The 13,570-nt window shown below is 58.1% G+C and carries 14 protein-coding genes; 2 read left to right on the top strand and 12 right to left on the bottom strand.

The window, feature by feature from the left end; genetic code table 11:
• Positions 1 to 29 precede the first annotated feature (29 nt).
• From I5P96_RS07285 to I5P96_RS07260, 6 genes are all read right to left on the bottom strand, one after another.
• Positions 30 to 770: a YjjG family noncanonical pyrimidine nucleotidase gene (locus I5P96_RS07285; protein WP_223381325.1), complete on the bottom strand. Its 741-nt coding sequence runs from the start codon at positions 768 to 770 to the stop codon at positions 30 to 32.
• 140 nt (positions 771 to 910) lie between these two features.
• Positions 911 to 1,132, bottom strand: a complete 222-nt coding sequence (locus tag I5P96_RS07280) for a hypothetical protein (protein ID WP_223381323.1) — start codon at positions 1,130 to 1,132, stop codon at positions 911 to 913.
• A gap of 48 nt (positions 1,133 to 1,180) precedes the next feature.
• The gene (locus tag I5P96_RS07275) at positions 1,181 to 3,049 is read right to left on the bottom strand and encodes an SGNH/GDSL hydrolase family protein (protein WP_223381322.1); all 1,869 of its coding nucleotides are present in this window, start codon (positions 3,047 to 3,049) and stop codon (positions 1,181 to 1,183) included.
• Positions 3,050 to 3,107: 58 nt separating this feature from the next.
• Positions 3,108 to 3,767: an HAD-IA family hydrolase gene (locus I5P96_RS07270; RefSeq protein ID WP_223381320.1), complete on the bottom strand. Its 660-nt coding sequence runs from the start codon at positions 3,765 to 3,767 to the stop codon at positions 3,108 to 3,110.
• 171 nt (positions 3,768 to 3,938) lie between these two features.
• A complete protein-coding gene (locus I5P96_RS07265) occupies positions 3,939 to 4,265 on the bottom strand; it encodes a hypothetical protein (protein WP_097792278.1) in 327 nt (108 codons plus the stop codon).
• A gap of 62 nt (positions 4,266 to 4,327) precedes the next feature.
• Entirely contained in the window at positions 4,328 to 4,645 is a 318-nt protein-coding gene (locus I5P96_RS07260; RefSeq protein WP_097792279.1) for a YerC/YecD family TrpR-related protein, read from the bottom strand.
• Positions 4,646 to 5,335: 690 nt separating this feature from the next.
• On the opposite strand from I5P96_RS07260, the gene I5P96_RS07255 reads away from it, so the two are divergent.
• The gene (locus tag I5P96_RS07255; RefSeq protein WP_223383713.1) at positions 5,336 to 7,063 is read left to right on the top strand and encodes a carbon starvation protein A; all 1,728 of its coding nucleotides are present in this window, start codon (positions 5,336 to 5,338) and stop codon (positions 7,061 to 7,063) included.
• A 96-nt stretch (positions 7,064 to 7,159) separates the two neighbouring features.
• Here I5P96_RS07255 and I5P96_RS07250 read toward each other — a convergent pair whose 3' ends face one another.
• The 6 genes from I5P96_RS07250 to I5P96_RS07225 all read right to left on the bottom strand — a co-directional run bounded on the left by I5P96_RS07250 (position 7,160) and on the right by I5P96_RS07225 (position 12,818).
• Positions 7,160 to 7,852 (bottom strand): alpha/beta hydrolase, encoded by a 693-nt coding sequence (locus tag I5P96_RS07250; RefSeq protein WP_223383712.1) that lies wholly within the window; start codon positions 7,850 to 7,852, stop codon positions 7,160 to 7,162.
• Positions 7,849 to 8,394 carry a GNAT family N-acetyltransferase gene (locus tag I5P96_RS07245; protein WP_223383711.1) on the bottom strand — a complete coding sequence of 182 codons (546 nt, stop codon included), beginning with the start codon at positions 8,392 to 8,394 and terminating at the stop codon, positions 7,849 to 7,851. Before I5P96_RS07245 ends, I5P96_RS07250 begins: the two co-directional genes overlap by 4 nt.
• 137 nt (positions 8,395 to 8,531) lie before the next feature.
• Positions 8,532 to 9,455: a translation elongation factor Ts gene (gene tsf / locus I5P96_RS07240; protein ID WP_223383710.1), complete on the bottom strand. Its 924-nt coding sequence runs from the start codon at positions 9,453 to 9,455 to the stop codon at positions 8,532 to 8,534.
• 51 nt (positions 9,456 to 9,506) lie between these two features.
• Positions 9,507 to 10,223: a 30S ribosomal protein S2 gene (gene rpsB, locus I5P96_RS07235; RefSeq protein WP_097792282.1), complete on the bottom strand. Its 717-nt coding sequence runs from the start codon at positions 10,221 to 10,223 to the stop codon at positions 9,507 to 9,509.
• Between the two features lie 200 nt (positions 10,224 to 10,423).
• Complete coding sequence (locus I5P96_RS07230) at positions 10,424 to 12,376, bottom strand: LTA synthase family protein (RefSeq protein WP_223383709.1); 1,953 nt, start codon at positions 12,374 to 12,376, stop codon at positions 10,424 to 10,426.
• A 148-nt stretch (positions 12,377 to 12,524) separates the two neighbouring features.
• On the bottom strand, positions 12,525 to 12,818 hold the full coding sequence (locus tag I5P96_RS07225; RefSeq protein ID WP_097792284.1) for a PRC-barrel domain-containing protein: 294 nt from the start codon (positions 12,816 to 12,818) through the stop codon (positions 12,525 to 12,527).
• Between the two features lie 135 nt (positions 12,819 to 12,953).
• Here I5P96_RS07225 and I5P96_RS07220 point away from each other — a divergent pair, with 135 nt between their 5' ends.
• Positions 12,954 to 13,568: an HAD family hydrolase gene (locus I5P96_RS07220; RefSeq protein WP_097792285.1), complete on the top strand. Its 615-nt coding sequence runs from the start codon at positions 12,954 to 12,956 to the stop codon at positions 13,566 to 13,568.
• Positions 13,569 to 13,570 lie beyond the last annotated feature (2 nt).

The raw sequence follows: 13,570 nt of genomic DNA, 5'->3' as shown, positions 1-13,570 counted from the left end.
TGTTCCCACTTGCCGCACAGCGCAGGAGCTCAGAGCTGATGGCGGCGGTTCTTCAGCCCGACATTGGCCAGTTCTTCCGGCTCCATGACCAGCTGATACAGCTCTTCGAGGTTCGAGATCTCGTAAGTCGGGCAGACCTTGCCCGGATTTTCGGCGTGGTTCGGGTTGTACCAGCAGGTATCCAGCCCGGCGTTGATGCCGCCCTGGATGTCGCTGGTGAGGCTGTCGCCCACCATCAGGACACGCTCGCGGTTCTCCACCCCCAGCGAACGGAGCGCAGTGTCAAAGATCTTGCGGTTCGGCTTTTCACTGTCGAGTTTCTCGGAGACAAAGACCTCTTCGACGAACTCCTTCAGGCCGGACTCGGCCACACGGCGGGACTGCACCCGGTCGAAGCCGTTTGTCACAACGGCCAGCGTTGCCACCTCGGCCAGCTCTTTCATCACGTCCAGCACATTGGGCGCGGCGAGGTCCGGGTGGGTGGCGAGCTGGTCGAGATAATATTGATTCATCTCGGCACCGCTGCCTGCGGCATTCACAGCCTTCAGGAAGCGGGTGAAGCGCTCCGCCATCAGCTTGTCGCGGCGGATCTGGCCTTTTTCCAGCTGACGCCACAGCTCCCCATTGATGGTGCGGTAGGTCTGCACCGTCTCAGCATCCGGCTCGATGCCGTAGTTGCGGAGCGTATCGGCCAGCGCCTTGCTTTCGGCTGCATCAAAATCCAGCAGCGTATTGTCTGCATCGAACAGGATGCAATAGTATTTTGCCATGGTTCAGTTTCCCCTCTCTTGTTGCATGTTCCGGGGAGCTTGTCCTCCCCGGCCGGAGCCGGTCGCTTCCGGATCGCCGGATTTGCCGGATCGTAAGAACAGCGAGAAGCCAGCCCCGCCCCGGCAGAGCTGGCTTCGCCTTATTCCTCGACTACTTCATACGTTTCATCGTCGGTTTGTTCCGGGGTGTTGTCCTCGCAGCGGGAAGCGGCGGAACAGGGCGTTTCCGGGCATTTGGGCATCTCGGATTCCAAAACGCCATTGTCCACATTCTCCCAGTCCATCTCATACCAGTCCACACTGCCGTCGGTCACATCTTCCTCACCGGGAAGCCCCGGAACACGGATCTTCTCATAGAACATCCACTCACGCTCCCTTCGGAACAGCCTATGCAGCGAAGTGGAAAAGTGTCAGCGGCTTGCTGCGGCCTCGGTGTTCTCTGCGCTCGTCTCGCTGGAAGCGGGCAGATCGTTCTCAGCCTTGCTTTCCGAGGCTTCGGTCTTCGATTCGGTTTTTGATTCCGCCTTCGACTCGCTGTGGGAAGAAGCGCTTTCCTCTTTGGACTCACTCTGCGAAGCGCTGGCCGATTCTGCCTTGGACTCGGCTTTCGACTCGCTCGTAGACGCCGATGCGCTGGAAGCAGAGCTGGAGGAGTGCTCCGAGCTGCTGCCGGAGGTGCTGTGGGACGAGCTGGAGCTGCCGGAAGAGGCGGCTTCTTCTTTGGACGAAGCGGAGGAACCGGATGTACTGCCGGAGGAAGCTCCGGACGAAGACGAGCTGCCCGAACTCGAAGAGCTGGAAGACGAACTGCTGCTCGATGTGCTCGAACTGGACGATTCGCTGTGGACGGTCAAGGTCAGCGTGTTGCTCTTCACGGTGCAGTCGTTGTAGGTGACGACGGCGTAGATCTTATAGCTGCCGACGGCCATGGAGGAGACCGGAACGGTCACGGTCGTCTGGCCTGCAGCGGCCTTGACCTCTTCCCCGTTGGCGTACCAGCGGAGGTTGTCGCTGCTGGCATACTTGCCGCCGAGCTTTGCCTTGAAGATATAGGAGCTGCCGAACAGGCCCTTGCCCTCGTTGGAGATCTCGACGGACACTGCGGCAAACACGGCCGTGACGTCAATGTTCTGCTGGAACTTGTCGTCGGTGCGGGTGCGGGTGGTGACACCGTCGCTCCACTTGACGAAGACATAGCCCTCGGCGGGAACTGCCGTCACACTGATGGTCTGAGACGCATCGGTCACGGTGTAGCTCAGGGAGGTCTTGTCGGACTCACCGCCGGAGGTCAGCGTACCGCCGCCCTTCTTTTCGACCCGATAGTGCGCTTCATAGTGAACAGGCTCAGCGGTGGAACTGCTGGCGCTCTCGCTGGCAGACTCCGAGCTGGGAGCCTGGACCGCAGAACTGGGGTTGGAAACATACTCCAGTGTGCGGGTCGGGATGTTGGCGGTATCCGGGCGGCGGTCATCGGTGGTGTAGGCGTGGGTGCGCAGATAGCTCAGCGCTGCCTTGAGGCCCGCACTCTTCAGGTGGATGTCGCCGTTTGTGTAGTAGTCCGGCTTGCCGTAGCCATCCTCCCCCTTGAGGATCTCGGCGGTGTTCAGAAACTTGAGGCCCAGCTGCTCGCACAGATTGAGCAGTGCCATGTTCATATCGTCGATCCTGGCCTGATCCATGTGAGGGTAGGTCGAATGATCCGCCGGGATGGGCGGGATGGTGTTGACGATGATATCGGTATAGGGATAGCTGGCCTGGATGGCCTGGACCAGAGCGGTATAATTCGCGATAAAGTCGGCCACTTCCATGCCGTTGTCGTTGGTGCCGAGGGTGATGACCACGCGGCGGGGTTTCATCATGGCGACAGCCTGGGCAATGGGATAGGCATTGCTGTCCTTCTTAAAAGTGACGATGCCCTCATTCAGGGCCACCTGTGTGCCGATGCCCTCCTTGGCGCAGAACTGCTGCAGGGAGATCAGGCCGTTGTTGTACAGGCGCACCGTGTTGGAGTCGCCGATGAAGAGGGTCTCGTCCTGGTAGGACTGCCCCGCATCGGCCGTTTCTGCCAACAGAGAAGCCGATGAATTGTCGATTTGATAGTGCTCTGCCAGATCTTCGCCACCCGCGGGCGTTTCCGAGGAGACGGAGTCTGCATCGGGTACATTCGGGGCGTCCACTTTGCCCCGCCTGAGCAGGGTCAGGGTGATGCCGATGGTCAGCAGCGCCGCCAGCGCACACACAACGCAGACCAGAACAGCCTGCCGCTGCAAAGGAGTCATAGATTGCTTGTCCGATTGTGTCCTACGATTCATAATGATTCACCATTTTCATTCTCAATCAGCGGTCCGGCCAGGCGTTCACAAGGGCGTCCGCGAGGGCAGCGCAGCTCTCGGCCAGAAAGACTGGGTGGAACGGTTCCAGCTCTTCCCGGCTGCCATAGCCGTACAGCGCACCGGCAGCATCCAGACCGCAGTCTGCCGCACCGCGCATATCGTCGTTGCGGTCCCCGACCATCAGGACCCGTTTGCCCTTGACGCAGGGCTGCTCCAGCACGTAGCGGACGACCTCGGTCTTGGTATCACGGCTCTCGTCCATGGAGGCACCGCCGATGAAATCGAAGTATGGGGCAAGGCCCTGCTCCTTGAGAATGGGCGTCACCACCTGAGTGGGCTTGGAGGTCGCCGTGCAGAGTACAAAGCCCGCTTCCTTCAGGCGGCGGAGCATCTCTGCCGCACCGGGGAACACGCGGCACTCGTGGCTGCCCTTGACGGCATAGCTGGCACGGTAAAGCCCGGCGGCTTCCTCGACCTTGGCCGGGTCGGTGAAGTGCTCTGCGAACGTCTTGCGCAGCGGCGGGCCGAGGTAGCGGTGCAGGTCCACACCGGTGATATCTACGTTCATCTTGCGGAAGACCTCTTCCAGTGTATTCAGGATGCCGGGTGCGGAATCAATGAGCGTTCCGTCCACGTCGAATAAGATCACGTCATAGTGCTGCAAGGTTCATTTCCTCTCTTTCACACATATACAGTGTATAGTATAGCACAGTTTTCTGTATTCAGCAATTCCGCACAAAACGTTTTTTCATCTTTTGGCTAGATTGTTCATAGAATAGCCACAAACACAAAAAGCCTGCCCGGCAAAGTGCGGGCAGGCAGGGGCAACCGCCGGTTATTGCGCGGTGGTGGTGTTTTCCGTCGAGGGGTAATAGAGATTGTTGGAGATAAATTCCAGCTTATCTTTGAGTGCCAGTTCCAGATTGGCTACGGCATGGACCATGTTGGTGGCCGAGTCGTTGATCTCCAGCAGCTTGCACAGGTCCACTTCCTTCATGGCCATCGCGGTCTTCATCTTCTGGCTCTCCGCGCAGAGGATGTGGCTGAGGGCAGACTCCTGCAGCGCAATGCTCTCCAGCAGGTCGATGACGGCCTGGTCGAGGGTGACGCGGGGCAGTGCGGGGCATTCCAGCGTAGGCGTGCAGTTGGTTTCCGTGATCATAAATCGGGTCATCCTTTCTTATATAAGGTATGCCCCATTGTATGTCCGGGCCGCCGCCTGTGTCACTCGGCGGAATCGGCTGCTTCCTTCGCAGAGACTTTTTCGATGACGTCGCGGTAGCCGCCGCTGCCGTACTGGATGCAGCGGTTGATCCGGCTGATGGTGGCCGTGCTGATCTCCACCGCTTTGACGATCTGGTCATAGGTGCTGCCACCCAAAAGCAGCTTGGCCGCTTCCAGGCGCTGCGCCATATCGGAGATTTCCTTTACGGTGCACAGGTCCTCAAAGAAATTGTAGCATTCTTCCCGTGTTTCAAGGCTCAGGATCGCATCGAACAGTGCGTCCGTGGTCGGGTTCTTTCTGGGGTTTTTCTCAGCCATAGCGGCCTCCTTTGCGGCAAGCGCCGGGTATTTGGAAGATTTTATGAGTTTGTATTATCACTTTAGCACACGAAAGCGTGAAAGTCAAGTCTTTTTACAACGTGAGTGATTTTCATATTTTAACGTGCATAGTTTTCTTCTCTTCACACATGAACAAAAATCATCTAAAAATTTTTACCAGCATTTTTCCCGAATTGGCACATCCTCCTAACTTGCCCAAAATATATTGACAAATTATGAAATCGGGACTAAAGTATACACAATCATTCGGCAAATGCAGTGAACAGGACACGACCTTTTCCCACACCTGCTCCCAGAGAGCTGTCGGTTTTGGTGTAAGACGGCAGCAAAGAGAGAAAGGTTATCCCCTGCGAGCAGCCGGTGCGAACCGAACAGTAGTACCTGGCCGATCCGCCCCCGTTACAGGGCGTCCCGCTCCGGTGAGGTTCTCCCGGAGCGGGCAGAAAGTGGCTGCCCTCAAAAGCAGCAAGCGAAGTGGTACCGCGGAGAATTGCAGCCGGGAGACCGGTTGTCAGGCCTTCGTCTTCGGGTGGATGCGGTCTGCATCCAGAACGAAGATGGAGGCTTTTTTCATCCCCTGCCGCCCGGCCGCTTGTGGTTTTTGAGTGCAGCCGCCAGATGGACCCTGGCCGCTTTGCCGTTTGGAAAGAAAGGAAAGAGGTAAAAGAAATGAACACGCTGGTCATCGTTTTGATTGCAGCCGTGTGTCTGTTAGGAGCTTACACCTTCTATGGACGCTGGCTGGCAAACAAGTGGGGCATCGACCCCAAGGCTAAGACCCCCGCAGTCGTCCACGAGGACGGCCGCGACTACGTCCCCACCAACGGCTGGACCGTTTTTGCCCATCAGTTCAGTTCCATCGCAGGTGCCGGCCCTGTCACCGGTGCCATCCAGGCTGCCGCATTCGGCTGGCTGCCCGTTCTGCTGTGGGTCCTGATCGGCGGCATCTTCTTTGGTGCTGTGACCGACTTCGGCGCGCTGTATGCTTCCGTCAAGAACGACGGCAAGTCCATGGGTATGCTGATCGAGAAGTACATCGGCAAGACCGGCCGCAAGCTGTTCCTGCTGTTCTGCTGGCTGTTCTGCGGCATCGTCATCGCAGCGTTTGCTGACATGGTCGCCGGCACCTTCAATGCCTTTGGCACCGATGGTGCTCTGGTCGAGGCCGCACAGACCAACGGTGCTGCCGGTATGGTCTCCATCATGTTCATGGTGTTCGCCGTCGTCTTCGGCCTGATCCAGAAGAAGTTCAACTTCTCCGGCTGGAAGGAGAGCGTCATCAGCATCGTCTTCATCGTTCTGTCTTTCGTGATCGGTGCAAACTTCCCCATCATCCTGGGCAAGGCTGCATGGAGCTACATCACCTTCATCTACATCTTCTTTGCAGCCGTCCTGCCCATGTGGCTGCTGAAGCAGCCCCGTGACCACATGACCACCTTCATGTTCGTGGCCATGATTGCAGGTGCTGTGGTCGGCCTGCTGGTCGCACACCCCACCATGAACCTGCCCGTTTTCACCGGTTTCACCAATGAGAAGCTGGGTACCATGTTCCCCATCCTGTTCGTTACCGTGGCCTGCGGTGCCGTTTCCGGTTTCCACAGCCTGGTCTCTTCCGGCACTTCTTCCAAGACCGTGGAGAACGAAAAGGATATGCTGAAAGTCGGCTATGGTGCTATGATCCTCGAAAGCCTGCTGGCTGTTCTGGCCCTGTGCGTTGCAGGCGCTGCTGCCGCTGCGGATGGCACCCCCGCCGCAGGCACCCCGTTCCAGATCTTCAGCTGCGGCGTTGCCGGTTTCTTTGAGATGTTCGGCATCCCCGCCTACGCTGCTACCGTCTTCATGACCATGTGCGTTTCTGCTCTGGCTCTGACCAGCCTGGATGCCGTTGCGCGTATCGGCCGCATGAGCTTCCAGGAGCTGTTCAGCGTCGATGACATGGAGCATGCAGAGGGCTGGCGCAAGCTGTTCTGCAACGTCTACTTCTCCACCTTCATCACGCTGGTGTTCGGCTTCATCCTGACCAAGATCGGCTACGCCAACATCTGGCCGCTGTTCGGTTCCGCCAACCAGCTGCTGAGCGCTCTGGTTCTGGCCACCCTGTGCGTCTTCCTGAAGGTCACCGGCCGCAACAACAAGATGCTCTTCCCCCCGCTGGTCATCATGCTGTGCGTCACCTTCACCGCGCTGGTCCAGCGTCTGATCGCGATGGTCAAGGCCATCAGCGCTGCCGCTTCGGTGGGCATCCCTGCTGGTGAGACCACCTGGGGCGCTGTGTTCATCGCCAACGGCCTGCAGCTGATCCTAGCTGTCCTGTTGATCGTTCTGGGCCTGAACATCGTCTTCCACTCCTTCAAGGCTTACTCCAACGCGGAGCACAACAGCGAAGCAAAAGTCTAAAAACAACTGCGGTTTTCACGATTCGTTCGTAAAAACAGAAAGAGATCCCCGCTGACGTCATCGAACCCGTCAGCGGGGATCTCTGTTTTTCTGCGCTTATAGATGCGCACCTTCCCAAGCCTGCAGCACGGCCAGCTGCGTCTCGGTGTGGAACCAGTGCTCCCCGTCGGCCAGAAGGGTCAACTGTGCCCCGGTCGCGCGCTTGAAGCGGTCGAGTACAGCATAGGAAGTCAGCTCGTCGGCTTCGCCATAGAGCACCTGCGTGGGGGTGCGCCAGCGGAGCGGATGCTCCCGCACCCAGCAGAGATACGGCCACGAAAGCGTCTCCCCGAAAGTTGTGGGGATCTCCCCTGCCGCCTTCAGCTGCTCTTCGGTCACGTTGGCCTGCTGCATCATCCTGCCGATGAGGTCTTCCATATCCACGATGGGCGAAACGAAGAGCGCACGGCGCAGTGCCTTCTCCTGTAACGCCAGCATGGAAAACCACGCACCGATGCTCGTGGCCCGCAGCGAGACCTGCCGCCAGTGCACTCTTGCATACTGATCCATAAATTGTAGCTCCGGAACGACCACCCATGGCAGGAGCCGTTCCGGGCCGTTCTTCCGCTCGCCATGTTCGGGCAGGTCGATGGCCAGCACCTGATAACCTGCCGGGCAGGCCTGCTCTGCAAATGCAAGAGCTTCCTCCTTGCTGCCCATTTTTCCGTGGACGTAGAGATACACCTTGTGGGAAGGCTCGCCGATGAGGAGCGCGGGGATGCCCTTCAGGGTAATGCGTTCTGTTTTCATAGCATCTTCACCATCATGATCTCGTCGCGGTAGGTTCCATCCTTGAGTTTGAAGGCATGGGGCATGGTGCCGCAGCGTTCAAAGCCAAACTTTTCATAGAGGTGGATGGCACGGGTGTTATCGCTGTACACCCCCAGTTCCAGTTGTTCGAAACCGTTGGTGCGGGTCTGGTCAATGGCCAGCTGCATCAGATAACTGCCCAGACCGCAGCCCCAGGCTTCTTTCAACACAGAGATCCCCATGACTGCACGATGGCGATACTTGATGTGCGGCCGCACCTGTGTCACACCAAACTCCCCCACCAGCTTTTCTCCGGCAAAAGCACCGACCTCAAAATTCAGCGCGCTGGCTTCAGAGCCTGCCAGCCCCTTTTGCATCTCTTCCAGACTCGCTCCATCCTCTGGATAACGCGCCATAAAATGGGTTTCGCGGTAGGTTGCAAGGCGGAATGCGTTGAGCGCTTCGGCGTCGTCTGCGCACAGACTGCGCACCGTCAGCATTTCTCCGTTGGGCAGTTGGAACGCACACGGGACGATTTTCATAATCAGCACTTCTTTCTGTTTGGAATGGGTCTATCATAACATCTTCGGTCAGGTTTTACAACCCCGGAACGCAAAAAAGGAGCCGTAGCGCCCTGTGACAGGCACTGCGGCTCCCATTTTCAGCCTGGAAGCTTGAATTACTTCACCATGCTTGCGACTTCAGCAGCGAAGTCGTCAGCGCGCTTCTCCAGGCCCTCGCCCTTCTGGAAGCGGGTGAACTTGACGATCTTGATGTCGCCGCCCAGGTCCTTAGCGACCTTAGCGGTGTACTGAGCAACAGACAGGTCGCCGTCCTTGACGAACTCCTGATCGACCAGGCAGTTCTCCTTGAAGAACTTCTTGATCTTGCCCTCGATCATCTTCTGCTTGACTGCATCCGGCTTGTTGGCGGTCTTCGGATCTCCAGCCATCTGAGCGAGCATGATCTCCTTCTCCTTGGCCACGACCTCAGCAGGGACAGAAGCCTCGTCCACATAGCTGGGGTTTGCAGCAGCGACCTGCATGGCGATGTCCTTGCCGTAAGCAACGAACTCGTCCTTTGCGTCGATGCCGTTGGTGGTCTCGAAGTTGACCAGGATGCCGTGGGTGCCGCCGCCGTGGACGTAAGCAGAGCAGACGCCCTCGTAACGGACGAAACGACGGACCTTGATGTTCTCCTTGATGACCAGGATCAGGTTCTTCAGAGCCTCGTCCACGGTCTCGCCGGACTCGGTCTTGCAAGCCATCAGAGCCTCAACGTCAGCAGGGTTCTGCTTCATGATGACCTGAGTTGCCTCCTTGACGAAAGCAACGAACTTGTCGTTCTTGGCAACGAAGTCGGTCTCAGCGTTGACTTCGATGACAACGCCGACCTTGCACTGCGGGCAGTAATCCGCGTAGACCATGCCCTCAGCAGCGGTACGGCTTGCCTTCTTTGCAGCGGTAGCCAGACCACGCTCACGCAGGATCTCGATTGCCTTCTCGAAGTTGCCGTCAGCCTCAGTCAGAGCCTTCTTGCACTCCATCATGCCGCAGTCGGTCTGCTTGCGCAGCTCCATAACGTCTTTTGCAGTAATAGCCATTTTTATTCTCCCTTACACGTTACTAAACGGGTTTGTTCGGAATACGGAAAATCAGGCGTTTGCTTCCTCAGCGGGAGCTTCCTGGTTGCCCTGCTTGCCTTCCAGAACAGCGTCGGCCATTGCACCGGCGATCAGCTTGACAGCGCGGATTGCGTCGTCGTTGCCGGGGATCACGTAATCGATCTCATCGGGGTTGCAGTTGGTATCGACGATTGCAACGATGGGGATGTTCAGCTTGCGGGCCTCAGCAACAGCGATGCGCTCCTTGTGAGGATCGACGATGAACATGGCTTTCGGCAGGGTCTTCATGTTCTTGACGCCGCCCAGGTACTTGTCCAGCTTCTCCATCTCCAGCTCCAGTTTTGCCACTTCCTTCTTGGGCAGCAGCTCGAAGGTGCCGTTCTCCTGCATCTTAGCCAGCTGATCCATGCGGTCGATACGCTTGCGGATGGTACGGAAGTTGGTCAGCATACCGCCCAGCCAGCGAGCGTTGACATAGTGCATGCCGCAGCGCAGAGCCTCATCACGGATGGACTCCTGAGCCTGCTTCTTGGTGCCGACGAACAGGATGTCGCCGCCCTCAGCTGCAACTTCCTTCACGTAGTTGTAAGCCTCGTCCAGCTTCTTCACGGTCTTCTGCAGATCGATGATATAGATGCCGTTGCGCTCGGTGAAGATATACTTCGCCATCTTGGGGTTCCAGCGACGGGTCTGGTGACCGAAGTGCACACCTGCTTCGAGAAGCTGCTTCATAGAAACGACTGCCATAGTAAAATACCTCCAGATATTGTTTTGCCTCCGCACACCGTGATCAGGGCACCGTATCGGACGGGCCTGACTGCCCTCCACCCGGATGGGCACAAAAGGGCATAGTGATGCGTGTGTAATGCTGAATTATAATAGCACAAAAAGGACGCGGATTCAAGAGCTTTTCGGTGTTTTTTACAAAAAGATTTTGCGATCTTCTCTTATTTGCCGGTCGGTGCCGCTTCCAGGCCCTCCATCCCCATCCGGCTGAGGGCATAGCCCTTGCCGAACATCAGGTCGTATTGGAGCAGCCAGTGGTTGGCGCTCCACTGCTGCTGCAATGCAGTAGGCTCCTGGGTGGTGGTGCCATTCCGGTTCATGACGGTGCCGCGGGTGTTCGTGCGGTACGCCACCTGCAGCTGGCGGTTCAGATACTGGAAATAGAGCGGCTGCTTCAGGCCGTAGATGTTCATCATGACCGGCGAAATGTCGTAGGCAGCGATGGTGCCAAGGTCCACAGGCTGCTGCGAATAGTTCGACCACATGAGCAGGGTCGTCTGGTGGAGGCGGGGGTCGGCGCTGGAATCACTGGCATAGCCGCTCTTCGTGAAGACGTCGTAGTTGGAATCAATGGGGTTGTAATGGTCGCCCCAGAACACGAGGACGACCGGCTCGTCCACCTGAGAGAAGTAGTCGGTCAGGCGGCCCAGCATGGCGTCGGCATCCCGGATACCGGTAGCAAAGTCTTCGAGCGCCCCCAGCGTGCTCCGGCTGATGCCAGACGGAGCGTTCAGCACCTTGACGCGCTGGTCGTCGGGGTAGTTGTCCTTATTATAATTGGTGTGATTCTGCATCGTGACGGCATGGAGGAAGACCGGCGCATCGGAGGAGGCCTTCATGCTCTCGTACTGCTGGATGATCTGGTCGGCCATGGAGTCGTCCGTGACAAGGCCGGAAGTCCAGTAGTGCCTGCGCACCTTGTTGACGTGGGTCATCTTTTCCAGACTGAGGAAGGTGTCCAGACCCAGATTCGGATAGGCCGTGTCGCGGCTCCAGTATTTGGCCCAGAAGCAGTGGACGGCGGCGGTCTGATAGCCCTGCGTCTTGAGGTAATTCGGCAGAGAGAACATGGGCCGGGTCACATGCTGCTGATAGGGCTTGCTGCCGTTGGGCAGATAGGAGACGGAATAGCCGGTCAGCGCCTCAAACTCCACATCGCAGGTGCCGCCGCCGAAGCTGGGGCTGTAAGCCCGGCCGGAAGCGCTGGTCTCCTGCAGGCGATGGAGGTTGGCGGAGACATCTGTATCAAATGCAAAGCCATACTGCTCCAGCTCCGAGACATCCCAGTAGGACTCGTCCATCACGTAGATGATAGTGGGGTTCTGTTCGGTCTCCCCGGCAGGCGTGACCGCCCCATAGGACGCCGGGTAAAGCGGTGCCGTCTGGTAGTTCCCGGCTGCGGCGGTGTCGTCCAAAATCTCGTTCACGGCATCTTCCGAGTAGTTGTCCGGTTTCGAGATCTCCAGATTGGTGAGGTTGGTCAGAAAACTGGTGGTGACGCCGTAGTAGCGATAATAGCGATCCTGCATCCAGGCGTCAGGCAGGATGCCGATGGCCTGGGTGACTGCGGGCTGCAGGAAGACACCGAAAAGCAGACCGCAGACGGCCGCAGCGCTGGCCGCAAAACCCAACACGCGGGGCTTCCAGTTCAGCTTTTTCCGTCCGCGGTAGAGGAAGAAGCTGGCCACGAGCAGCAGCAGAATGATAACGGTGGAGACCACCATGCTGGTCTGGATATGGATCCCGGCAGCGGAAGCAACGCCCGCCGCTTCCGAGACCTGCGCCAGATCCCACGGGAGAAACGGCTCACCGCGCAGCTGCAGCGTGTAGAAATCCACCGCCGCCGGGACACAGCCGAGAATGGCCGCGATCAGGGTGGCCAGCGGCGCGAACCGAGTCAGCCAGTCCACCATCAGCCAGATGAGGAAAAGCAGCGCCCATGCCAGAAGATAGGCTTCAGCGTGGGGAAAAATGTATTGGGTCAGAGTGTCCACGGTCAGACTGCCGCGGGCGATCCACTCCGTGAGCACCACAAGCACCAGCGTGACGACCGGCGGGAAAGCCAGCCGCAGCGCATGGAGCCTGGCCGGAGTGCGGGATGCGCGTTTATTCATACAAGAACCGTTCCTTTCACTTCCTGAGCGCCCCAATGGGGCGATGATCTTTGAGTTTGCGAGCACAAATCATGGCCCACGGTTCCCTATTATAATCCTGTTTTCTGTAAAATCAAACCCTAATTCCGGAAAAACAGATGAAAAACTTTCATCCATCCAGCCAGCGGCGCAGCTTTTGCCAGAACGAAGCACTTTTTTGCTCCGGCAAAGGCAGTTCTGTGCGCACCAGAACGGCATCCAGCCCGATCTTGTCGATCTCCTCCCAGGGGATGGTCAGCGTCTCGTCCCGCCCCAGCAGCCCGAACAGATGCGGCCTGCCCAGCAAAAGCAGGCTCCGGACCTGCGCGGTCTGCGGGTCAAGTTCCAGATCATCGGCCCTGCCCAGGCAGGCCCCATTGGACAGCTGCACGACCTCTTTGGCGCAAAGCTCCCGGAATGTCATCGGCTCCCCTCCCCGCTGTATGTTCTCTTTTACTGTATGCGGCAGAGCGGCGCTTGATGCAGACCGGTCCCTTGTGTTATACTGAGTGCAGCGACCAATTGGAAAACTCACCCATTCAGATCGAGGTATGTGTCGATGTATAAAAATATCGTGTTTGATTTCGGCGGCGTCATGGTCGATTTTGACCCCAAGGAGTATCTGGTGGACCGTTTCTGCAACGCCGATGTGGAGGAGCAGGTCAGTGCACTGACCTTTGACAGCGAAGAGTGGAAGCTGCTGGACGCCGGGCTCATCACCCGGTTCGAGGCCAACCAGCGGATGCTGGCCAAAGCCAGAGAACAGGGCTGCGCCTTTGAGGTGCAGGGCGTTCTGGATGACTGGATGCACATCCTGCGCCCCCGCCGCCGGATGCAGGAGCTGGTGCAGAAGCTGAAAGCCCACGGCTACTGCGTTTATTACCTGAGCAATATTCCGGAAGATGTGCTCGACCTGCTGATGAACCGGGACATGAAGGGCCTGTTCGACGGCGGCGTGGCCTCCTGCGAGGTCCACATCAACAAGCCGGACCCCCGCATCTACAAGGCGCTGCTGGAAAAATACCACCTCAAGGCGCAGGAGAGCGTCTTCATCGACGACCGGCTGGACAATGTGCAGGCGGCCTTCCGGCTGGGTTTCGCCGGCATCCAGATGAAGGAGAGCGTCGGCACACTGGTGCGCAGCCTTGCCACCTGCGGCGTGGCCCTGCGCTGAGC

The sequence above is a fragment of the Faecalibacterium prausnitzii genome (assembly GCF_019967995.1).
GTDB classification, from domain to species: Bacteria; Bacillota; Clostridia; order Oscillospirales; family Ruminococcaceae; genus Faecalibacterium; species Faecalibacterium prausnitzii_E.
Note: the sequence above shows the minus strand (reverse complement) of the source record. Positions and strands in the feature narration are given on the sequence as shown.

Coding starts and splice junctions, on each gene's coding strand:
- I5P96_RS07285 (WP_223381325.1), bottom strand. CDS start 770: ATGGCAAAATACTATTGCATCCTGTTCGATGCAGACAATACGCTGCTG.
- I5P96_RS07280 (WP_223381323.1), bottom strand. CDS start 1,132: ATGTTCTATGAGAAGATCCGTGTTCCGGGGCTTCCCGGTGAGGAAGAT.
- I5P96_RS07275 (WP_223381322.1), bottom strand. CDS start 3,049: ATGACTCCTTTGCAGCGGCAGGCTGTTCTGGTCTGCGTTGTGTGTGCG.
- I5P96_RS07265 (WP_097792278.1), bottom strand. CDS start 4,265: ATGATCACGGAAACCAACTGCACGCCTACGCTGGAATGCCCCGCACTG.
- I5P96_RS07260 (WP_097792279.1), bottom strand. CDS start 4,645: ATGGCTGAGAAAAACCCCAGAAAGAACCCGACCACGGACGCACTGTTC.
- I5P96_RS07255 (WP_223383713.1), top strand. CDS start 5,336: ATGAACACGCTGGTCATCGTTTTGATTGCAGCCGTGTGTCTGTTAGGA.
- I5P96_RS07250 (WP_223383712.1), bottom strand. CDS start 7,852: ATGAAAACAGAACGCATTACCCTGAAGGGCATCCCCGCGCTCCTCATC.
- I5P96_RS07245 (WP_223383711.1), bottom strand. CDS start 8,394: ATGAAAATCGTCCCGTGTGCGTTCCAACTGCCCAACGGAGAAATGCTG.
- tsf (WP_223383710.1), bottom strand. CDS start 9,455: ATGGCTATTACTGCAAAAGACGTTATGGAGCTGCGCAAGCAGACCGAC.
- rpsB (WP_097792282.1), bottom strand. CDS start 10,223: ATGGCAGTCGTTTCTATGAAGCAGCTTCTCGAAGCAGGTGTGCACTTC.
- I5P96_RS07230 (WP_223383709.1), bottom strand. CDS start 12,376: ATGAATAAACGCGCATCCCGCACTCCGGCCAGGCTCCATGCGCTGCGG.
- I5P96_RS07225 (WP_097792284.1), bottom strand. CDS start 12,818: ATGACATTCCGGGAGCTTTGCGCCAAAGAGGTCGTGCAGCTGTCCAAT.
- I5P96_RS07220 (WP_097792285.1), top strand. CDS start 12,954: ATGTATAAAAATATCGTGTTTGATTTCGGCGGCGTCATGGTCGATTTT.